This window comes from Paenibacillus sp. lzh-N1 (assembly GCF_002872435.1).
Taxonomy (GTDB): domain Bacteria; phylum Bacillota; class Bacilli; order Paenibacillales; family Paenibacillaceae; genus Paenibacillus; species Paenibacillus polymyxa_C.
The window spans coordinates 2,424,448-2,445,000 of record NZ_CP025696.1; the positions used below are offsets into that span (position 1 = coordinate 2,424,448).

The 20,553-nt window shown below is 44.0% G+C and carries 32 protein-coding genes and 1 rRNA gene (1 of these 33 only partly in view); 31 read left to right on the forward strand and 2 right to left on the reverse strand.

Annotated features, from left to right (window positions below; translation table 11 throughout):
• The first annotated feature begins 14 nt into the window (after positions 1-14).
• From rpsQ to C0638_RS11085, 28 genes are all read left to right on the forward strand, one after another.
• A complete protein-coding gene (rpsQ, locus tag C0638_RS10950) occupies positions 15-278 on the forward strand; it encodes a 30S ribosomal protein S17 (RefSeq protein ID WP_007432574.1) in 264 nt (87 codons plus the stop codon).
• A gap of 34 nt (positions 279-312) precedes the next feature.
• On the forward strand, positions 313-681 hold the full coding sequence (rplN, locus tag C0638_RS10955; RefSeq protein ID WP_007432573.1) for a 50S ribosomal protein L14: 369 nt from the start codon (positions 313-315) through the stop codon (positions 679-681).
• A 36-nt stretch (positions 682-717) separates the two neighbouring features.
• Positions 718-1,071, forward strand: a complete 354-nt coding sequence (rplX, locus tag C0638_RS10960) for a 50S ribosomal protein L24 (RefSeq protein ID WP_013312155.1) — start codon at positions 718-720, stop codon at positions 1,069-1,071.
• A gap of 31 nt (positions 1,072-1,102) precedes the next feature.
• Positions 1,103-1,648 carry a 50S ribosomal protein L5 gene (gene rplE / locus C0638_RS10965; RefSeq protein WP_007432571.1) on the forward strand — a complete coding sequence of 182 codons (546 nt, stop codon included), beginning with the start codon at positions 1,103-1,105 and terminating at the stop codon, positions 1,646-1,648.
• A gap of 75 nt (positions 1,649-1,723) precedes the next feature.
• On the forward strand, positions 1,724-1,909 hold the full coding sequence (locus tag C0638_RS10970; protein ID WP_010348808.1) for a type Z 30S ribosomal protein S14: 186 nt from the start codon (positions 1,724-1,726) through the stop codon (positions 1,907-1,909).
• 32 nt (positions 1,910-1,941) lie between these two features.
• Positions 1,942-2,340: a 30S ribosomal protein S8 gene (gene rpsH, locus C0638_RS10975; RefSeq protein ID WP_007432570.1), complete on the forward strand. Its 399-nt coding sequence runs from the start codon at positions 1,942-1,944 to the stop codon at positions 2,338-2,340.
• A 33-nt stretch (positions 2,341-2,373) separates the two neighbouring features.
• Entirely contained in the window at positions 2,374-2,916 is a 543-nt protein-coding gene (gene rplF / locus C0638_RS10980) for a 50S ribosomal protein L6 (protein ID WP_013373263.1), read from the forward strand.
• Between the two features lie 115 nt (positions 2,917-3,031).
• Positions 3,032-3,400 (forward strand): 50S ribosomal protein L18, encoded by a 369-nt coding sequence (gene rplR / locus C0638_RS10985; RefSeq protein WP_007432568.1) that lies wholly within the window; start codon positions 3,032-3,034, stop codon positions 3,398-3,400.
• Between the two features lie 27 nt (positions 3,401-3,427).
• Positions 3,428-3,925 (forward strand): 30S ribosomal protein S5, encoded by a 498-nt coding sequence (gene rpsE / locus C0638_RS10990; RefSeq protein WP_013373261.1) that lies wholly within the window; start codon positions 3,428-3,430, stop codon positions 3,923-3,925.
• 12 nt (positions 3,926-3,937) lie between these two features.
• Positions 3,938-4,123, forward strand: a complete 186-nt coding sequence (rpmD, locus tag C0638_RS10995; RefSeq protein ID WP_013373260.1) for a 50S ribosomal protein L30 — start codon at positions 3,938-3,940, stop codon at positions 4,121-4,123.
• Positions 4,124-4,166: 43 nt separating this feature from the next.
• A complete protein-coding gene (gene rplO / locus C0638_RS11000; RefSeq protein ID WP_013312149.1) occupies positions 4,167-4,607 on the forward strand; it encodes a 50S ribosomal protein L15 in 441 nt (146 codons plus the stop codon).
• Positions 4,607-5,905 carry a preprotein translocase subunit SecY gene (gene secY, locus C0638_RS11005; protein WP_013373259.1) on the forward strand — a complete coding sequence of 433 codons (1,299 nt, stop codon included), beginning with the start codon at positions 4,607-4,609 and terminating at the stop codon, positions 5,903-5,905. Before rplO ends, secY begins: the two co-directional genes overlap by 1 nt.
• A gap of 90 nt (positions 5,906-5,995) precedes the next feature.
• Positions 5,996-6,640, forward strand: a complete 645-nt coding sequence (locus C0638_RS11010) for an adenylate kinase (RefSeq protein WP_013373258.1) — start codon at positions 5,996-5,998, stop codon at positions 6,638-6,640.
• A 5-nt stretch (positions 6,641-6,645) separates the two neighbouring features.
• On the forward strand, positions 6,646-7,185 hold the full coding sequence (locus C0638_RS11015) for a M24 family metallopeptidase (RefSeq protein ID WP_040102792.1): 540 nt from the start codon (positions 6,646-6,648) through the stop codon (positions 7,183-7,185).
• Between the two features lie 9 nt (positions 7,186-7,194).
• Positions 7,195-7,503, forward strand: a complete 309-nt coding sequence (locus C0638_RS11020; RefSeq protein ID WP_058712133.1) for a KOW domain-containing RNA-binding protein — start codon at positions 7,195-7,197, stop codon at positions 7,501-7,503.
• A gap of 2 nt (positions 7,504-7,505) precedes the next feature.
• Positions 7,506-7,721: a translation initiation factor IF-1 gene (gene infA, locus C0638_RS11025; RefSeq protein ID WP_006212898.1), complete on the forward strand. Its 216-nt coding sequence runs from the start codon at positions 7,506-7,508 to the stop codon at positions 7,719-7,721.
• A 118-nt stretch (positions 7,722-7,839) separates the two neighbouring features.
• Positions 7,840-7,953 carry a 50S ribosomal protein L36 gene (rpmJ, locus tag C0638_RS11030; protein ID WP_003333770.1) on the forward strand — a complete coding sequence of 38 codons (114 nt, stop codon included), beginning with the start codon at positions 7,840-7,842 and terminating at the stop codon, positions 7,951-7,953.
• A gap of 21 nt (positions 7,954-7,974) precedes the next feature.
• Positions 7,975-8,343, forward strand: coding sequence for a 30S ribosomal protein S13 (rpsM, locus tag C0638_RS11035; RefSeq protein WP_007432560.1), 369 nt, complete (start codon positions 7,975-7,977; stop codon positions 8,341-8,343).
• A gap of 19 nt (positions 8,344-8,362) precedes the next feature.
• Positions 8,363-8,758 carry a 30S ribosomal protein S11 gene (gene rpsK / locus C0638_RS11040; protein WP_007432559.1) on the forward strand — a complete coding sequence of 132 codons (396 nt, stop codon included), beginning with the start codon at positions 8,363-8,365 and terminating at the stop codon, positions 8,756-8,758.
• A 135-nt stretch (positions 8,759-8,893) separates the two neighbouring features.
• Positions 8,894-9,838, forward strand: coding sequence for a DNA-directed RNA polymerase subunit alpha (locus C0638_RS11045; RefSeq protein ID WP_013373254.1), 945 nt, complete (start codon positions 8,894-8,896; stop codon positions 9,836-9,838).
• A gap of 34 nt (positions 9,839-9,872) precedes the next feature.
• Positions 9,873-10,238, forward strand: coding sequence for a 50S ribosomal protein L17 (gene rplQ / locus C0638_RS11050; protein WP_013373253.1), 366 nt, complete (start codon positions 9,873-9,875; stop codon positions 10,236-10,238).
• A 151-nt stretch (positions 10,239-10,389) separates the two neighbouring features.
• Complete coding sequence (gene truA, locus C0638_RS11055; protein WP_025365929.1) at positions 10,390-11,175, forward strand: tRNA pseudouridine(38-40) synthase TruA; 786 nt, start codon at positions 10,390-10,392, stop codon at positions 11,173-11,175.
• Between the two features lie 183 nt (positions 11,176-11,358).
• A complete protein-coding gene (gene rplM, locus C0638_RS11060) occupies positions 11,359-11,796 on the forward strand; it encodes a 50S ribosomal protein L13 (RefSeq protein ID WP_013373251.1) in 438 nt (145 codons plus the stop codon).
• A 20-nt stretch (positions 11,797-11,816) separates the two neighbouring features.
• On the forward strand, positions 11,817-12,209 hold the full coding sequence (gene rpsI / locus C0638_RS11065) for a 30S ribosomal protein S9 (protein ID WP_013373250.1): 393 nt from the start codon (positions 11,817-11,819) through the stop codon (positions 12,207-12,209).
• 1,240 nt (positions 12,210-13,449) lie between these two features.
• Positions 13,450-14,142, forward strand: a complete 693-nt coding sequence (locus tag C0638_RS11070) for a phosphoadenylyl-sulfate reductase (RefSeq protein ID WP_040102793.1) — start codon at positions 13,450-13,452, stop codon at positions 14,140-14,142.
• A 55-nt stretch (positions 14,143-14,197) separates the two neighbouring features.
• The gene (gene sat, locus C0638_RS11075) at positions 14,198-15,367 is read left to right on the forward strand and encodes a sulfate adenylyltransferase (protein WP_058712132.1); all 1,170 of its coding nucleotides are present in this window, start codon (positions 14,198-14,200) and stop codon (positions 15,365-15,367) included.
• Between the two features lie 68 nt (positions 15,368-15,435).
• Positions 15,436-16,212 carry an N-acetylmuramoyl-L-alanine amidase CwlD gene (cwlD, locus tag C0638_RS11080; protein WP_013373246.1) on the forward strand — a complete coding sequence of 259 codons (777 nt, stop codon included), beginning with the start codon at positions 15,436-15,438 and terminating at the stop codon, positions 16,210-16,212.
• A 59-nt stretch (positions 16,213-16,271) separates the two neighbouring features.
• Positions 16,272-17,378 (forward strand): Mrp/NBP35 family ATP-binding protein, encoded by a 1,107-nt coding sequence (locus C0638_RS11085; RefSeq protein ID WP_058712131.1) that lies wholly within the window; start codon positions 16,272-16,274, stop codon positions 17,376-17,378.
• Between the two features lie 33 nt (positions 17,379-17,411).
• On the opposite strand, the gene gerD is transcribed toward C0638_RS11085, so the two are convergent.
• Both gerD and pdaB read right to left on the reverse strand, forming a co-directional pair.
• Entirely contained in the window at positions 17,412-18,143 is a 732-nt protein-coding gene (gene gerD / locus C0638_RS11090; protein WP_013373244.1) for a spore germination lipoprotein GerD, read from the reverse strand.
• Between the two features lie 106 nt (positions 18,144-18,249).
• Entirely contained in the window at positions 18,250-19,029 is a 780-nt protein-coding gene (gene pdaB / locus C0638_RS11095; RefSeq protein WP_058712130.1) for a polysaccharide deacetylase family sporulation protein PdaB, read from the reverse strand.
• 95 nt (positions 19,030-19,124) lie between these two features.
• Here pdaB and C0638_RS11100 point away from each other — a divergent pair, with 95 nt between their 5' ends.
• The 3 genes from C0638_RS11100 to C0638_RS11110 all read left to right on the forward strand — a co-directional run.
• Positions 19,125-19,739, forward strand: coding sequence for a stage II sporulation protein M (locus C0638_RS11100; protein WP_058712129.1), 615 nt, complete (start codon positions 19,125-19,127; stop codon positions 19,737-19,739).
• Between the two features lie 195 nt (positions 19,740-19,934).
• Positions 19,935-20,165 carry a hypothetical protein gene (locus tag C0638_RS11105; protein ID WP_013312131.1) on the forward strand — a complete coding sequence of 77 codons (231 nt, stop codon included), beginning with the start codon at positions 19,935-19,937 and terminating at the stop codon, positions 20,163-20,165.
• A gap of 364 nt (positions 20,166-20,529) precedes the next feature.
• A 16S ribosomal RNA gene (locus C0638_RS11110) occupies positions 20,530-20,553 on the forward strand; it runs 1,530 nt beyond the window's last position.

Below are 20,553 nucleotides of genomic sequence, written 5' to 3' on the forward strand. Positions count from 1 at the left end.
GAAGGAGGCCAACAATGAGCGAACGTAATGCCCGTAAAGTATTAGTCGGTAAAGTAGTCAGCGACAAAATGGATAAAACGATTGTGATTGCTGTAGAAACTTACAAAAAACATGATCTCTACCATAAACGCATTAAAGTGACTAAAAAATTCAAAGCTCATGATGAAAACAACACTGCACAAATCGGTGATACTGTTAAAATCATGGAAACTCGTCCTTTGTCCAAAGACAAAAACTGGAGACTGGTCGAAATCGTTGAAAAAGCTGTTATAATCTAATGTAGTGTAGTTTTTCCGAAAGGAGGATAAATAAATGATTCAACCATTTACACGTTTGACTGTGGCTGACAATTCCGGCGCGAAGGAACTGATGTGTATCCGTGTGCTCGGTGGTACGGGACGTCGTACAGCTCAAATTGGTGACCTGATCGTTTGTTCCGTAAAACAAGCAACACCAGGCGGCGTTGTCAAAAAGGGTGATGTAGTAAGAGCGGTTGTCGTTCGTACTAAACGTTCTATCCGCCGTAAAGACGGTTCCTACATCGGATTTGATGAGAACGCAGCAGTGGTCGTTAAAGAAGACAAGAGCCCACGCGGTACTCGTATTTTCGGACCAGTTGCTCGCGAACTTCGTGATAAAGACTTCATGAAAATCGTTTCCTTGGCTCCGGAAGTGATCTAAATTCACCTTAAAATGTGCCCGTAGGAGGTGTACGAAATGCCAAAAGTGAAAAAAGTTCTGGAATCCCATAACAACAAGCTGCACGTCAAAAAAGACGACACTGTTCTGGTGATTACAGGTAAAGATAAAGGTAAAAAAGGTCGCGTTATCGCTGCTTACCCTCGTCAAAACCGTGTGCTTGTGGAAGGTGTTAACATGATTAAAAAACACCAAAAGCCTAATCAGCTGAATCCACAAGGCGGCATCATCGAGAAAGAAGCTCCGATTCACGTTTCCAACGTTATGCACATTGATCCGAAGAGCGGAAAAGTAACTCGTGTGGGTTACAAGGTTTTGGACAACGGAAAAAAAGTGCGTATTGCAAAACGTTCAGGCGAAGTGATCGACTAATTATTTTTTGAAGAAAGGAGGACTATGATTCATGGCAACAACAAGAATGAAAGAACGTTTCTTGAAAGAAATCACTCCTGCTTTGATGCAGAAGTTCAACTATACAACAGTGATGCAAGTGCCTAAAATCGAGAAAGTTGTAATCAACATGGGTGTTGGCGACGCAGTCCAAAACTCCAAAGTACTTGATTCGGCTCTCAACGACATGCAGCTGATCGCTGGTCAAAAACCAGTTATCACTCGCGCAAAAAAATCTATTGCAGGTTTTAAATTGCGTGAAAACATGCCGATCGGTGTAAAGGTAACACTTCGTGGCGAGCGTATGTATTATTTCTTGGACAAATTGTTCAACATCACACTCCCTCGCGTACGTGACTTCCATGGCGTATCAACAAAAGCTTTCGACGGACGTGGTAACTACACGCTTGGCTTGAAAGAACAGTTGATCTTCCCGGAAATCGAGTACGATCAAGTTGATAAAGTTCGTGGTATGGATATCGTTATCGTAACGACTGCCAAGACTGACGAAGAGTCCCGTGAGCTTCTGACTCAGCTGGGCATGCCTTTCGCGAAATAATGTTGGCATAACGTTTCGGGCGTCTGATTTAAAGACACCCTGTTCTCCGAAACTATTTAGGAGGTGTCAGGCTAAGTGGCAAAAACTTCAATGAAAGTCAAACAACAACGCGCACCAAAGTTTAAAGTTCGTGCTTATACTCGTTGCGAACGTTGTGGTCGTCCACATTCGGTGCTGCAAAAGTTTAAGATCTGCAGAATTTGCTTCCGTGAATTAGCTTATAAAGGCCAGATTCCTGGCGTGAAAAAAGCAAGCTGGTAAAAAGTCCTGTTTGGGAAGGAGGTTTATACACAATGACTATGTCTGATCCAATTGCAGATATGCTTACTCGTATTCGTAACGCGAACACTGTTCGCCACGAAACAGTAGAGATGCCTGCATCTACAATGAAAAAACAAATCGCCGACATCCTGAAACGTGAAGGATTCATTCGTGATGCGGAATTTGTTGAAGATAGCAAACAAGGGATCATCCGTATTTTCTTGAAATACGGTGCGAACAACGAGCGTGTTATCACAGGTTTGAAAAGAATCAGTAAACCAGGTCTTCGCGTTTACACGAAGAGCAATGAGATTCCACGCGTACTGGGTGGACTCGGGATCGCAATCATTTCAACATCCAAAGGTATCATGACCGACAAAGAAGCACGTCAGTCCAAAGCCGGCGGAGAAGTGGTTTGCTACGTTTGGTAATTTAACGTTTAAAAGATAGGAGGTGCAACAGATATGTCCCGTATTGGTCGTAAACCAATCACAGTACCAAGTGGTGTTGACGTGACTTTGAACAACACAGTGATCACAGTTAAAGGTCCTAAAGGAACATTGACTCGTGAGCTTCATAAAGACATGTCCGTTACTGTGGAAAATAATGAAATTAATGTAGTTCGTCCTTCGGACAACAAACTTCACCGCTCTTTGCATGGAACAACCCGCAGCGTTGTCAATAACATGGTAAGTGGTGTAACTGAAGGCTTTTCAAAATCTCTGGAGCTGGTTGGGGTCGGATATCGTGCAAGCAAATCCGGAGATAAAATCGTTCTGAACGTTGGATACTCTCATCCGGTTGAAATTTCACCGGAAGCGGGCATCGAATTCGAAGTTCCTTCGAACACTAAAATCATCGTTCGCGGAATTGATAAAGAGCGCGTAGGTGCCTATGCTGCTAAAATCCGTTCCGTTCGTGAACCTGAACCGTACAAAGGTAAAGGGATTAAATACGAAGGCGAGCGCATCATCCGTAAAGAAGGTAAAGCCGGTAAGAAGAAATAAGTTTCTTACCGACTTTTGTGCGGTCTTTCTACTGGAAAGACTTGTACTTCTTTTTTACCCAGTGCGTCTTAGTATAAAGTTTTAAAAGGCAAACTGAAGGGAGTGAAAACTTGAGATGATTACAAAACAAGATAAAAATAAAGCGCGTGTCAGAAGACATCTGCGTGTACGTAAGAAAATCGAAGGTACGGCTGTACGTCCTCGTTTGAACGTATTCCGCTCTTCCAAGCATATCTACGCACAACTGATTGATGATGTTGCTGGTGTAACATTGGTTTCTGCATCCACTATGGATAAAGAGCTGAGCAGCGAAATCAAAAACGGTGGTAGTGTAGAAGCAGCTCGTAAGGTTGGCGAACTCGTTGCTAAACGTGCGAAAGAAAAAGGCCATGCTAACATCGTATTTGATCGTGGTGGATACTTGTATCATGGACGGATTCAAGCTTTGGCTGATGCAGCTCGCGAAGCAGGCCTTGAATTCTAAGACATTTCTCAAAAGGAGGTTAACGACTTGCGTGTAGATCCGAATACTTTGGAACTGACTGAAAGAGTAGTAAATATTAATCGTGTAGCTAAAGTTGTCAAAGGCGGACGCCGTTTTAGCTTCAGTGCTCTGGTAGTAGTGGGCGACGGCAACGGCTGGGTAGGCGCTGGAATCGGTAAAGCGGGCGAAGTACCTGATGCGATTCGCAAAGGTATTGAAGATGCTAAGAAAAACCTGGTTCACGTTCCACTCGTAGGCACAACAATTCCTCACCTTGTTACAGGTAAGTTCGGTGCTGGCCGGGTTCTGTTGAAACCGGCATCGGAAGGTACTGGGGTTATCGCTGGTGGTCCAGTTCGTGCTGTTCTGGAACTTGCTGGTGTAGGTGATATCTTGACAAAATCTTTGGGTTCTTCGAATTCCATGAATATGGTCAATGCGACTTTGGAAGGTTTGTCCCGCTTGAAACGCGCTGAAGATGTTGCAAAATTGCGCGGCAAATCCATCGAAGAGCTGCTGGGCTAAGGAGGGAATATCATGGCGAAATTAGAAATTACCCTCGTTCGTTCGTTGATCGGCCGTCCTGGTACTCAGAGAACGACTGTTAAAACGCTCGGCTTGCGTAAAATCAACCATAAAGTAGTTCAACCCGACAATGCAGCGATTCGCGGGATGATTAATCAAGTTAGCCATTTGGTTTCTGTTAAAGAAATCGAGGCTTAAGAAATAAAGTATTTTAACAATAATCAAGGAGGTGCAACGAACGATGAAGTTACATGAGCTTTCCCCAGCTCCAGGCTCCCGCAAAGAACGTAAACGTTTGGGTCGTGGTCCTAGTAGCGGTACGGGTAAAACTTCTGGTCGTGGTCATAAGGGTCAAAACGCTCGTTCCGGCGGTGGTGTGCGTCCGGGCTTCGAGGGTGGTCAAAACCCACTGTATCGTCGCTTGCCTAAACGCGGTTTCGTAAATCCTACTCGTAAAGAGTATGCGGTTTTGAATATCGAAGATTTGAACAGTTTTGCAGCGGGTACAGAAGTAAGCCCTGAGTTTTTGCTGAACAATGGTATTGTGAAGAATGCGAAATCCGGAATTAAAATTCTGGGTAACGGTGAAATCACTGTGAAATTGACAGTTAAAGCGAACAAGTTCTCTCAATCTGCGGTAGAGAAAATTGAAGCTGCCGGCGGTAAAACCGAGGTGATCTAATGTTCAAGACCCTGAAAAATATATGGCGGGTTGAGGATCTTAGAACCCGAATCCTGTTTACCCTGTTTATACTCTTTGTATATCGTATTGGCTCCTTCGTGCCGGTTCCCGGTGTGAATAAGCAAGTCTTTACTTCTCAGGATCAGGCAGGAAGCGAGTTGTTTGGACTCCTTAACACCTTCTCAGGGGGCGCGTTGTATCAGTTTTCGATCTTCGCCCTCGGGATTATGCCATATATTACAGCGTCCATCATTGTACAGTTGCTGTCAATGGACGTGATTCCGAAACTTGCGGAATGGGCTAAACAAGGAGAGCATGGTAAAAAGAAATTGGCTCAAATTACACGGTATGGTACTGTAATACTGGGCTTAATCCAAGCATTCGGAACGTCGATTGGTTTCAATCGACTGTACGGTGCAGCAATGATTCCAGGTGCTACTTTTGCCGATTATCTGGTTATTGCCATTGTGCTTACAGCAGGGACTACGTTCCTTATGTGGCTCGGTGAGCAAATTACCGAAAAGGGAATCGGTAATGGTATCTCTATTGTAATCTTTGCAGGGATCGCGGCAGGTATTCCAAGACATATTCGGACGATTGTAGAATCTCAGTTTATTCAAGCAGATCAGCTGTTTATGAATATCCTGAAGGCAATTATCATTGCCTTGGTGGTTGTTCTGATTATTGTGGGTGTTATCTACATCCAACAAGGTATTCGGAAAATTCCAGTACAATACGCTAAACGTGTAGTTGGCAACAAGATGTACGGTGGCCAGAATACGCATATTCCGATGAAAATAAATGCGGCAGGCGTTATTCCGGTAATCTTTGCGGTATCATTGCTGCAATTCCCGACAATTATTGCGAGTTTCTGGGCAGATCATGCTTGGGCTAAGTGGATTACCACTTACTTGTATTATGACAAGCCGCTGGGCATGGTTTTGTATGTCGTAATGATTATCGGTTTCACATTCTTCTATACCTTTGTACAGATGAATCCGCAGCAAATGGCCGACAACATGAAGAAAAACGGCGGTTATATCCCGGGTATTCGCCCAGGTAAAGCTACGGAGAAATACTTGACACGAGTAATGTCACGTTTGACAATGACAGGAGCTTTGTTCCTGGCAGTCATATCCGTTTTGCCGGTATTCTTCGGTTCGCTTTCGGGCTTGCCTCGTTCCGTGCAAATTGGCGGTACTTCATTGCTCATCATTATTGGTGTAGCATTGGATACGATGAAGCAAATCGAAAGCCAACTGATCAAACGCCATTACAAAGGCTTCATCAACAAATAGGCAATAGGTACCGGCATAGGATGTTCGCATGCTTACCGGCACCTTTTGTGCTGTTTCTTGTGTAGGGGTCGTCTTGAGGAGTGACAGATTGTGAATATTTTGATCATGGGCCCTCCGGGGGCTGGTAAAGGTACACAAGCAGATGTCATTGTGAAGGAGTTCGGCATTCCTCATATCTCGACAGGTGATGCGTTTCGCCTAGCGATGAAACAGGGAACACCTATTGGCATTAAAGCCAAAGAGTATATTGACAAGGGTGAACTTGTTCCGGATGATGTAACAATCGGTATCGTTGAAGAACGACTACAGCAGCCGGATTGCAAGAAAGGTTTCTTGCTAGACGGTTTTCCAAGAACTTTAGCTCAAGCTGAAGCCTTGGATCAAATTTTGGGTCGTTTGAACACGAAGCTGGATGATGTCATCAACCTGAAAGTGGATCGTGACAACTTGTTGGCACGAATCACAGGACGGCGAGTTTGTAAAAGCTGCGGAGCTAGCTATCATATTGTCTTTAATCCTCCTAAGGTTGAAGGCATTTGCGATAAAGACGGTGGTGAACTCTATCAGCGTCCTGACGATAACGAAGATAGCGTAAGAACACGACTTGACGAATATAGTAATAAAACAGCACCACTCCTCACGTTTTATGAGAACCAGAATCTTCTGCGTCATATTGACGGAGAACAGGATATTGATGTGGTTTCCCAAAATATCGTGTCCTTGTTGCGGGGTTAGCTGTAATGATCATTTGCAAGTCGGGGACGGAATCAAGCTTTATGAGGAAAGCTAGGAAAATGAATTCGGCAACGAGTCATTTCTTAGCAGGACACATCGAGCCCGGTATTACGACCGGTGAACTTGATCATTTAGCTGATCGGTATATTCGCAGTCAGGGAGCTGTGCCGTCTTTTAAAGGTTATAACGGTTTTCCTGCTAGCATTTGCGCTTCAGTCAACGAACAACTGGTGCACGGATTTCCCGGCAAACGCAAGTTAAACAAAGGCGATGTCCTTACAAAAACTCGCCAGTTTACAATGTCGCATGCCATTCGGCAATATATTGAGAATCCAAACCGTGGTATTTCCGAGCAGGGACCGAGGCTGAAAACCGGCATTGTGCTGGCTATTGAATCAATGATTCCAATAGGTACTCACCTTGTAGGGACGCTAGAAGACAACTGGACGGTCGTTACGATGAACGTAATCTCTTGTGCTCCTTATGAGCAATTGGTGACGGACGAAGCGGACGACATGGACATTTTCACGAAACTGAGTGCGTAGGTGATTGGAATGAATCAGCAAGGAAACCTGCAAATCGGTCAGCTGGTGAAGATTCTGAAAGGCAGAGGTGCCGGACAGATTGCGGTTGTCGTTTCAATAGCAGATAGCAGGTTTGTGTATATTGCGGATGGGGATAAACGAAAGTTTGATCAAGCGAAGAAGAAAAATGTTCTTCATTTGGTGCCTCAGCCAAAGATTAGTAGCGAGATTGTAAATAGTTTAAACGAAAGCGGTCGGGTGACGAACGGAAAACTGCGGCATGCAGTGAAAACTTTCCTGGACTCGTCCGAATACCGAGCTGAAGAGAAAGGAGACTGACTTTGGCCAAAGAAGATGTCATTGAGGTTGAAGGTACGGTAATCGAGCCACTGCCGAACGCTACGTTCAAGGTAGAGCTGGAGAACGGTCATCAAATTCTTGCTCATGTTTCCGGAAAGCTGCGGATGCACTTTATCCGTATTTTGACAGGCGACAAGGTGGTTGTACAGTTATCGCCTTACGATTTAACCAAAGGCCGTATAACGTACCGCAAGTAATTCATGCAGGTTTTTATTAAACGTATGTCATTTAAAAAAACTTGTTTTGCTCGGCAAAACGATGTGAATGTTCACGAAGCGAGTTTTACCAGGGTAAAGCTTGGAGGAGGTAATCAACATGAAGGTAAGACCTTCTGTAAAACCTATTTGCGAGAAATGCAAAGTCATTCGCCGCAAAGGGAATGTAATGGTTATTTGCGAAAATCCGAAACACAAACAAAAACAAGGTTAATAGAAGGGGGTGTAGCGTAAAATGGCTCGTATAGCTGGTGTGGATTTGCCACGTGACAAACGCGTTGAGATCGCCTTGACTTACATTTTCGGAATCGGTAAGACGACTTCTCAGAAAATTTTGAAGGAAACAGGCATCAGTGCAAACACGCGTGTTCGTGATTTGACTGAAGATGAAGTGAGCAAATTACGTGAAACGATCGACAAAGAAGTTAAAGTAGAAGGCGATCTGCGTCGTGAAATTTCCTTGAATATTAAACGTCTGACTGAGATTGGCTGCTACCGTGGTGTTCGTCACCGTCGTGGATTGCCTGTTCGCGGACAACGTACTAAAACTAATGCTCGTACCCGTAAAGGTCCTCGTCGGACTGTAGCGAACAAGAAGAAATAAGAAGGGAGGATAACATTCAATGGCTAAACCGAAAAAAGTTGTACGCACAAAACGCCGTGACCGTAAAAATATCGAGAGTGGCGTGGCACACATCCGTTCCACGTTCAACAACACGATCGTTACGATCACAGATCCACACGGTAACGCAATCTCTTGGGCCAGCTCAGGCGGCATGGGATTCCGTGGTTCCCGTAAATCTACTCCATTCGCAGCGCAAATGGCCGCAGAAACTGCTGCTAAAGCTGCTATGGAACACGGCATGAAGACAGTCGAAGTCATGGTTAAAGGACCTGGTGCAGGTCGCGAAGCAGCAATCCGCTCTTTGCAAGCTGCTGGTCTGGAAGTTAACCTGATCAAAGACGTAACTCCGGTACCTCATAACGGATGCCGTCCTCCAAAACGTCGTCGCGTCTAATGAGATTTCTCCTCTGCGTGTAGTATAGATCCGGCACAAACTGCCAAGAATGGATGTTTAGGTATACTGCATGATAGACTATGGATAAGGTGAATGTTTCATATAGGAGCGACGTTTTGAAGGAGGGATATTGCAGTGATAGAAATCGAAAAGCCGAAAATTGAGACGGTTGACGTCAATGATGATGGCACCTATGGAAAATTCGTAGTAGAACCGCTGGAACGCGGATACGGTACGACGCTTGGGAACTCGCTTCGCCGTATTCTGTTATCCTCGTTACCGGGGGCAGCAGTCACATCGGTTCAGATCGATGGGGTTCTGCACGAGTTTGCAACGGTTCCCGGTGTGAAGGAAGACGTAACGGAGATCATTCTGAACTTGAAAGCTTTATCGCTTAAAATCCACTCAGATGAAGAGAAAGTACTCGAAATCGATGCGGAAGGCGAAGGAGTTGTAACGGCAGGTGATATCCGTGCGGATAGTGATGTGGAAATTCTTAATCCGGATCTTCACATTGCAACGCTCGGACCGGGTTCGAGACTTCACATGCGTATTTTTGCCAATCGCGGTCGCGGTTACGTTAAGCAGGATCGGAATAAACGTGATGACCAGCCGATCGGCGTCATTCCCGTCGACTCCATCTACACTCCGATTGCACGCGTGAACTACGGCGTAGAAAATACGCGTGTCGGCCAGGTTACGAATTATGACAAGCTGACACTTGAGGTTTGGACTGACGGAACTATTCGTCCTGAAGAAGCTGTGAGCCTTGGAGCCAAAATTTTGACCGAGCATGTGATGCTATTCGTGGGTCTCACGGATGAAGCAAAAGATGCAGAAATTATGGTCGAAAAAGAAGAAGACAAAAAAGAAAAAGTTCTTGAAATGACGATCGAAGAGCTGGATCTCTCCGTCCGTTCCTATAACTGCCTTAAGCGCGCTGGTATCAATACGGTACAAGAACTCACGACTAAATCTGAAGAAGATATGATGAAGGTCCGTAACTTGGGTCGCAAATCTTTGGAAGAAGTACAAGAGAAGCTCGAGGAACTTGGTTTAGGACTTCGTACGGAAGAATAGCACAGCAACGTTTTTGTGAAGGAGGGGAAACTACATGGCATACCAAAAATTGGGCCGTAATTCTAGTGCCCGTAAAGCTTTGTTTCGTGATTTGGTAACCGATCTGTTCTTGTATGAGCGTATCCAAACTACTGAGGCTAAAGCGAAAGAAGTTCGTTCTATTGCTGAAAAACTGATCACCAAAGCGAAAAAAGGAGATCTGCACGCACGTCGTCAAGTGGCTGCGTTCGTTCGCCGTGAAACTTTGGATGGTGAGCAGGATGCAATCCAAAAGCTGTTTAGCGAATTGGCTACACGTTACAATGAGCGTCCAGGTGGATACACTCGTATCCTGAAACTGGGACCTCGTCGTGGCGACGCCGCTCCAATGGTATATCTGGAATTGGTTGACCGCGCGTAAACAGGCGAAGATGAGGGAAGGGTGGACAGAATCGGCTTGATTCTGAACAACCCTTTTTTTCTCTTGGAGGAGTCCTTGAGGGGCTTCTCCTTTGTTATGTTCGGTTATTTCCTGTAAGGCCAGAGAATACCCCTACAAAGGTGTGAGAAGCATGCGGAACTTGTGCATGAAGGTGAACTATGATGGAACCCACTATGATGGCTTTCAGACGCAGCCTAGTGGCAACACTATTCAGGACTGCCTTGAAAATGCTATATACTCATTGACGGGCGAACGTCTGAAAATTACGGGCTCAGGACGGACAGATGCAGGTGTGCATGCATACGGGCAGGTATTCAATTTTCATACTGAATCGCCGATTCCGATACATCGCTGGTGTCTGGCACTTAATGCCTGGTTGCCTCGTGATATCATCGTTACGGATGCGAGAGAGGTGCCACTGTCCTTTCATGCACGCCGCATGGCGAAGCGGAAGACGTATCGGTACAGTATAAATGCGAACCGGTTTCCAGACATCTTTCACCGTCGTACACAGGCCCATCATCCAACGAGTCTGGATGTAAGAGCGATGGAAAAGGGGTTGGCTCATTTAGTGGGCACCTTTGACTATACTTCGTTCGCATCTCGACGTTCCCAAAAGACGAACCATGTTCGCACTATTTACGAAGCCTATATAACGGTAGACCATTCCTTTTCGCGTCCAGGGTCGGATGATCAGGGAATTATTCATACGTATATTACAGGTAGCGGATTTTTGCAGCACATGGTTCGGATTATAATGGGGACTTTGCTGGAAGTGGGAGAAGGCAAAAAATCGCCGGATGATATTCCTTCCATTTTGGAAGCAAAAAACCGTTCAAAGGCCGGACCTACTGCCGTTGGACACGCTTTAACGCTCTGGAATGTAGAGTACGAAGAAAACATCAAAAAACATTGATTTTTCCCTTGCAGAATTGATGGTTATCCTGTAATATAAAAGTTGTGTTTTCTTAATGGCTTTCCCACAGCCCCAATTAAGATAATCACTTTATAGCAACATCTAATCCATCAATAATGCAGCAACTTAACGAACGAAGATAAATGATGATTTCTGTTAACGAACTTAAGGAGGATACTTTTCATGCGTACTACGTATATGGCGAAGCCAAATGAAGTTGAGCGCAACTGGCACATCATTGATGCCGAAGGCAAAACGCTCGGCCGTCTGGCAAGCGAAGCGGCTGCGTTGATTCGCGGCAAACACAAGCCACAGTTTACACCACATGTGGACACAGGTGATTTTGTTGTTGTAATCAATGCGGAGAAAATCGTATTGACCGGTAAAAAAATGGAGAACAAGAAATACTATCGTCACTCCCTGCACCCAGGTGGTCTGAAAGTAACAGTTGCACAAGATATGGTTAAGAATAAACCTGAACGTATGTTGGAATTGGCTGTTCACGGTATGCTTCCTAAAACTCGTCAAGGCGACAAAATGAAGCTGAGACTTAAAGCTTACAGAGGTACAGAGCATCCACATGCAGCACAAAAACCTGAAGTTTACGAACTTCGCGGATAATTAAAAGGGAGGACAGTTTCATGGCACAAGTACAATACTATGGGACAGGTCGTCGTAAACATTCGGTAGCTCGTGTTCGTCTCGTACCGGGTGAAGGACGCATTGTCATCAATAAGCGTGATATTAATGAATATTTCGGTTTGGAAACTCTCAAACTGATCGTAAAACAACCACTGAATCTGACAGAAACACTTGGCAGCTATGACGTACTCGTTATCGCTCATGGTGGTGGTATTTCTGGTCAAGCAGGCGCAATCCGCCACGGTATTTCCCGTGCTCTGTTGAAAGCAGACCCAGAATTCCGTCCAGCTTTGAAAAAAGCAGGATTCTTGACTCGTGACCCACGTATGAAAGAACGTAAAAAGTACGGTCTCAAAGCCGCTCGTCGTGCACCACAGTTCTCGAAACGTTAATATTTCGAATACAGAAGAACCTTTTCCTTATGGAAAGGGTTCTTTTTTATTTAGATTATTTGCTGCTCATTAAACACATGTGGATAAATGGATCTGCACTAGAGTTTTATGGCTTCATCTGCTCTGCGATACATAAATAAGCGCATATACTGTCTGGAATACGTAAGTTATCCACGATGTTACTAAAGTTAGGTATAGTTATGCACAAATATAGTTTGCTATTTTAACACGGTTTATCCTGTAATGTTCACAACCTGTGACTAATTAAAAAGATCAGAGAATTTTTTTGTTTTCCCAATTTGATAAAAGCTTATATATCTTCTGGTTGAGCAATGGCTATTCTATCCTGTGTAGCTGTTTTGGTGACGTCCAGGATACAGCAAGGGATACATCGTTTAGCTTATGCGTACTAGCTGTAGAGCAATCTCTAGCCTACTACTGCCCATCTCCTCGGCTACCGTATTGCAGCGATGATGAGGAGTTTTTCTAACCATTGAGAACGAGCCTATAATAGGGCTCCAGTTACGTTAAGGGCTTATTTGTGCCCCAATGTATTAATTCCTCTTCAAGGGCTGCTGTGAGCGCTATAGGAGTGGATAGAGGCTTATTAGCGATTTGGGTGCCATTTCTTTTTAATATTCCTTAATAAAAGTACGATTAGTGTCAGAGCTGGTTTACCTTGAGTTGATGCCGGCCACGTACGCTTCATCTTTGAATGAAAATGAAAATAAGATGTTCGATCCCTAAATATATCTCCTCGTACAAATTCAAGGATAATCATGGATCTATGGAACGACGCTTTTATCCTCAGCTATTTTCATCTGCTCATAATAATCAAATCTAGTCAGGAATACGATGGCAACCGCGTAGCGGATATATCTTTGGCACTGGTGGAGTAGAGAAAGCATCTTCATTGACCTAAAATATTTACGTTCAGGCATACCCTCTGCTATAAATAGTTACTTTTAGTTATGAAGCAACCTAAGGACAATTTTCAAACGTATGATATAAGAATATTTTATATAAAGCCAATGAACTTGATTGGATATGCAGGAGAGCGTTAAAGAATGCTGACAGAACAACGTTCCTTCATCATGCGAGAGAATAAATGTTTACAGTATGACGATTTTGCTTGGATTGACAATGGATATGAAAGTTTTATACTGTACTTAATCTTATTAGTTTAGTCGGCTTTGGAGCATCACTTATTTATGAATCTTCATATGGAGGCGCATTGATAATGAATTTATTGGAGAAAGAAGCGTTGATTAGAGTCAAGGCAAGTGAACTGGAAGAGGCTACGCCGGAAGAAATTATCAAGTATGCAGTTCATACATTTCCCAACCTTACCTTTGCTTGTAGCTTCGGAGCAGAAGATGTAGTACTAGTAGATATGCTTCAAAGAATTAGCCCTTCTACCGATATTTTTTATTTAGATACCGACTTTCATTTTCAAGAAACTTACGATACGCGAGATCAGATGAAAGCTAGATACAATTTGGATTTTGTTAGAGTTTCTCCCTTAATGACTCCAGAAGAGCAAGCTGCGGAGCATGGAGAGGAGCTGTGGAAATCAAATCCTAATGCATGCTGTGGTATCCGCAAGGTTGAGCCGCTGACACGCATTCTGTCTCAATACGATGCATGGATTACCGGTATCCGTCGCGATCAGGCTCCTACGCGTGCGAATGCAAAAAAGGTAGAGTATGATGAAAAGTTTGGCCTCGTTAAATTTAACCCCTTGGCGAGCTGGACTTCCGAGGACGTATGGAACTATATTCGCACTCATGAAGTATTGTATAATCCATTGCATGACCGTAATTTCCCCAGTATTGGCTGTGAGCAATGCACACGTGAAGTCCTGCCAGGTGAAGATCCACGTGCTGGTCGTTGGTCAGGGAATGAGAAAACGGAGTGTGGGCTCCATCAATAAAATGGTATATAGGTAGCGCTGAGACTTTATTTATGATATAGAAAGGAAGTGCATTATGACTGCAATTCTTCCGCATGGCGGAACGCTCGTTGACAGAAATATTACAGGACCGGAGCAAGAAGCACTCTTGCAGGCTGCAGGTGAATTGTTTCCTATCCCTGTAAACCCATGGACGATTTCTGATCTGGATTTGATTGGAATAGGTGCCTTCTCTCCATTGACGGGATTTATGAATGAGTCGGATTATCGTTCGGTGGTAACGGATATGCGTCTTGCTGATGGTACAGTCTGGAGTATTCCCATTACTCTTGCAGTAGTAGAAACCATAGCCAGTGAACTGAAACTAGGTCAACAGGTGGCTTTGGTGGGGGAAACAGATGGTATCATCTATGCTGTACTTGATATTGAGAGTATTTATCAGGTTGACCAAGCAGAGGAAGCCAGATGTGTATTCAAGACGGATGACCCGGCCCATCCTGGCGTAAACAAATTGTTAGATCGACCTGCTACCTATGTAGGTGGAACGGTGCAAGTGCTGAATCGACCAGAACCTACACAATTTAGCGAATTTTATTACACGCCAGCACAGACACGTAGCCTTTTTGCTGAAAAGGGATGGAAGACGGTGGTCGGTTTTCAAACACGAAATCCGGTACACCGGGCACATGAGTACATCCAAAAAAGCGCGATGGAAATTGTGGATGCTTTATTTCTAAATCCGCTCGTTGGAGAGACCAAGTCAGATGACGTTCCAGCAAATGTGCGTATGAAGAGCTATCTGGTGTTGCTGGACAACTATTATCCGGCTGATCGAGCCTTACTGGGGGTCTTTCCTGCCGCCATGCGATACGCTGGTCCTAGAGAGGCCATTTTCCATGCTATTGTGCGAAAGAACTTTGGTTGCACCCATTTTATTGTCGGAAGAGATCATGCCGGTGTAGGGGATTATTACGGTACCTATGAAGCGCAGGAAATTTTCAAGCACTTTACACCTGAAGAGCTGGGGATTACCCCGTTGTTTTTTGAACACAGCTTTTACTGCACCCAATGTGGAAATATGGCCTCAAGCAAAACATGCCCACATCCTAAGGAGCACCATTTGACGCTCTCCGGCACCAAAGTGAGGGAATTGTTGCGCTCCGGGGTTTGTCCGCCACCTGAATTTACACGACCTGAGGTCGCTCAAGTGCTGATTGAAGGTATGAAAGAATATGTTCATGCCTGAGTTGTACTAACTACACGCCTCGTCCCATATAGATTATTAGTATCTGTATAGGACGGAGGCGTTTTGTTATGCAAAAAAACAATCGTAAAAAAGAGGTCACACTGTGGATTCGCTATCGGACGCTGCAAAAAGTGCTGTTAGGCTGTTGTCTCGCTGTTCTATTTATCATGCTGACATTGTATGAGATACCTGCTTCGAGAGCGTGGATTCATTGGAGTCTACCGCTTACTGGTAAGGTAATTGCTATAGATGCCGGACACGGAGGGCCTGATGGAGGAGCGGTTAGCAAAGAGGGGGTCATTGAAAAGGATATTAATTTGGCGATCGCTTTTTATTTGCGGGATTATTTGCAGCAAGCAGGAGCTGTTGTCGTCATGACACGTGAGGATGATCGTGATCTGGCGCAGCAAGAAACAAAAGGCTACTCCAGAAGAAAAACGGAGGATTTAAAGCAACGGGTACGTATGATTGAGGAGCAGAAAGCGGACCTCTTTTTAAGTATTCATATGAACAGTATCCCGTCGAGCCGTTGGAGTGGAGCCCAGACCTTTTTCGTACCTAATCATGCAGATAACGAGAATTTGGCGTCCTTAATTCAGGAAGAAATCAAGCGCAACTTGGAAAATACGGACAGAGTGGCTAAGACCGTAAACACGGTCTATTTATTAAAGGCACTCAAAATGCCGGCAGCTCTTGTAGAAGTCGGATTCTTGTCTCATCCAGAGGAAGCCAGACGACTCAGTGACGAGAACTATCAGAGACAAGTGGCTGCATCTATATATAAAGGGATTTTGCGTTACAGTGCCGGGGAAAAGGGAACCTCATCAGCACCTGAAGTCAGATAGTGGTATACTGTAAGTGTTTACCACTACGTAAATCACTAAAGCAGAGGTGCTGATTATTCATGCAATCGAGAGAGCAAGTTATAGAGCTACTTCAGCAAGTGCGAGAGCCTCAAACGGGACGCCGTTTGGTTGATCTCCATTTTATTCGGGATGTGGTTGTTAAAGAGGATCGGGTATCATTGACTGCTATTGCCCTGGATAGCCAGGAAGAGACGCGGACAGAACTGGATCGGGAAATCCGGCAGATGTTAGAAAAGGCAGGATTAAGTCACGTCCATATTCGTATTCGTGAGGCATCTGAGTCTGAAAAGTCAGCTATTCAAAATGGAGAGGATACCGAGGAGGTAGCTGATCCGGTATTGACCAAAGGACATGCTGTCGGTATGGAAGAACATGAGCTACTTAACCCAGCATCTGGCGTACGATTTATTGCCATTGCAAGCGGAAAAGGTGGTGTCGGGAAATCGACAGTAGCTGTGAATTTGGCTGCAGCTCTAGCCAGACAGGGTAAGCGAGTGGGATTAATTGATGCTGATATCTATGGATTCAGTGTGCCGGATATGATCGGGGTAGAGGATGTACCTTCTGTCGAAGATGGTATCATTCAGCCAGTGGAACGATTTGGTATCAAGATCATGTCCATGGGCTTCTTTGTTAGAGAAAACAATCCGGTTATTTGGAGAGGTCCCATGCTGGGAAGAATGCTTAGACAGTTTTTTAGTGATGTCGAATGGGGTAAGCTGGACTATATGATACTCGATTTACCGCCAGGTACTGGTGATGTAGCGCTTGACGTCCATCAAATGATCCCGCAGAGTGAAGAAATCATTGTCACTACTCCGCATGCGACGGCAGCTTTTGTAGCTGCACGTGCAGGGGCAATGGCCCTTCAAACGGATCATAAGGTCATAGGCGTGGTGGAGAACATGTCCTATTATGTGTCCTCCACGGGAGAAAAAGACCATGTTTTTGGACGGGGAGGCGGGGCGATGTTGGCAGATACACTTCATACGAAACTTTTGGCGCAAATTCCGCTGGGTATCCCAGATAATCATCCGTCAGAAGCTGATTTTTCTCCATCCGTATATAAATCGGAGTCGGCGACAGGAGCTATTTATGATGATATAGCCGCCCAAATTACGAGGTTGCACATGGAATCTAAATAATAAAAAAGGCTGGTTGTTGAACCAGCCTTTTTTTTACTGACCTCCTCCTTGCCCTCCTTCACTACCGCCTTGTTCTCCTTCACCTCCACCACCATCTTGTTTTTGATCCCCAGAGCCACCTTGCTCTCCGCCTTTTTTCTCAACCTTAGGTTGAAGTTCTTCTTGAACGACAGTTTTGAGTAAATTCATGACCTCAAGCCGAAAAATTGGATTCTGCATAGCATCATGCATGACTGTCATAGATTGTTTGCGATATTCGGGAGTTTTAGTTAAGTCCATGTACATCTTGGTTAGTTCAGGCGATTTTAGCATCGCTTCAATTGATTTTTGGTAAGAAGGGTCTTTTATAAGCTGCATATGAAGCTGTTTGCTTTGACTGTTGATGGCTTTGGCAAATTCTCCGGCAAAACGCGGATCAGTCATAATTTTTTCGATTTCTTTTTTATATTCAGGTGAGATTAAAGTATCTTTTACTGCGATTTTCATCTGTTCAGCGGATTGCGTGGGCATAAGCATTTTCATTCCCATGCTGCCCCCAGCTCCACCTCCTCCACCACTTTGACCGGATTGTCCCTCTTTTTCCCCGGTTAAAGCTTCTTCTACGGCTTTTTTTCCATCATCACTTTTCAAGATATCGACAACCATCGTTTTCATCTCTTTATAACTGGTCTGGGGAGGTGCAGAACCCTGATCCGAGCCGCAGCCGCTCAGTGCAACGCCCAGCACGCATACCATGCTAACAAATCGCAAACGAGTCCAATTCATGGCCGTATTCCTCCTTTATCATGAATGTGGATAGTATGCGGATGATTGGGGAGAAATATGTCGAGTTGTTTTTGGTTTTTAGCTGAGAACGATGTAAAATAACTCCTTAAAGACCCAGAGCTTGATCGCGAACCTCTTTACCTTTTACTGTACCCTGTTGAAGCAGTTCGGATACAGTCACGAATTCATAGCCTTGTGCCCGCAACTTGTCGATAATGATGGGCAACGCTTCATGAGTTTGTTTGCAAGAATCACTGGCATGAAGAAGGACGATATCACCGGGATGAGCTTTATTTATAACACGGTCGATGATGACCTGCGTACCAGGGTTTTTCCAGTCCAGGGAGTCAGTATCCCATTGAATGGTTTTGTAGCCTAAAGTGCTGGCAACTTGAAGTACCCTTTTGTCAAAGTCACCATTAGGCATGCGGATTAACTTCGGGGATTGTCCAGTCAGCTCGGTTAATGTGGTATGAGCCGTTGAAATCTGTTTACGAATCTCTTCATCGCTTAAGCTGCTATAATTTTCGTGTTTATGGCCATGACTGCCAATCTCAAATCCGCTTTCTTTAATTTGATTCACGAGTTCTGGATGTGTTTTGCTCCAAGGGGCAGAAAGAAAAAAGGTGGACTTGGTCACTTTTTTATCTTCGAGAACTTTTAAAATGGGAGCAGTACGCTTATCCCCCCAGCTAATGTCGAAGGTGAGAGCGATCAGCTTTTTATCCGTTGGTACACTGTAAATGGCAGTTGGCGCTTCCTCGGAAAAGACCGTAACATTATCGGTTTCTACATAAATGACTCCAGCAGTAAAGATGGCCGCTGCCATTACGATCAAGAATCGTTTGATTTTTTTGCCGTTCAATACATAGAAAAAAGAATTCATGGTTAATGCCCCTTTCATCCTAGAAGTGCTTGTTTACTTAAAGCTATGCCAGGGGTTGTCAATTATTCCATTGGACCAATAGGAGGCATCTACAAATGGGACTAAAAGTATTTTTTTATGATTTACGCACGACAAGACGGCTAATTTTGATCGCTGCACTTTTTTTCTGCGCAAGTATTGTAGTGGGATGGTTAAGTACAGGTGTTATTCAGGCTATATTGGCACAACAAATGGAGGGACTGGGGGGAGTGGCGCAACGATTGCAGAACTCTGAGCATCCACAATGGAGTTTTTTTGTGTTTATCTTTTTCAATAATGCAATTAAATGCGTGCTGGTTATATATACCGGGGCTCTTTTTGGAATCGTTCCGTTTATATTTTTGATTGTGAACGGAATGGTTTTAGGTTTCGTAGTACACCTGCAGACAGATATGGGAAGAAGTATGTATGAAATTGTCGTAAAAGGATTATTGCCTCATGGTGTGATTGAATTGCCTGTTTTAATTATCGCCTGTGCCTTCGGATTGAAGTTTGGAGTCAATATAATATCTACCCTAGGTACAAGCATAGGACTAAAACGCAAAGGTACTGGCCCATCGTGGGAGGTTTTTTTGAAACAAACGTTGACCGTGTCAATATGGTCTGTCATCTTTCTGTTTATAGCAGCTGCGATTGAGAGCGGCATAACTTATCGTTTATTGTCGCATTAAAATAATATGGCCAATTATTTATATATTTCCCGAAAATTGAACATAACAAAGGGGAGAGCGTAAAGAAAAACATTAAAGATTACTTGGAGTAAGTTTGAAACCTTAGCAGTTGAGTTTAAAAACAGGTAAAGTTTGGAACAATTAATTGGGCAAATATAAGTACTATATAATCTGCTGATAAGGGAGTATGGTCATATGTTGGGAATGCTGTTTAACGAAAAAGAATGCAAGGAACTTGACTATGTTCTTCGTAAGGAACTAGATGAAATGCTGCTTGATATGAGCGATACCCGATTGGACCAGGATATCCGTTATGCTATAGCACTTCGATATAAAACAGTTTTCCGCATGTATGCCCGTTTTGCACCCGCTAAGGAACTATCCAAATATGCACGCAGAGGCCGTGTCCCGCAAACCAAACAATGATAAGATAAAGAAGAACTATATCAGACCGAGATATCAGGAAGTAAATATACTTTCTGATATCAAAAAAAGTATTGACTCTATTCAATATTCATGTTAAATTAATTTTCGTTCCTTTTTGAAGGATTTGCTCGAAAAAAGAATTAAAAAAACTCTTGCAAAATTCAAAAAGAGATGATATACTATAAAAGTCGCCGCTGAGATGCGGTGGTGAAACAAAGTGAGATATAATGAAGGTTTGATCTTTGAAAACTGAACAACGAGTGAGTAAATGATTTTGTTCGCAAAATCAAACAAAGAGATATTTTATCTCGTCAGTTTCAACATGAGCTAATCGCTCTTTCGATAAACCAACTTCGGTTGGTCTTTAATGGAGAGTTTGATCCTGGCT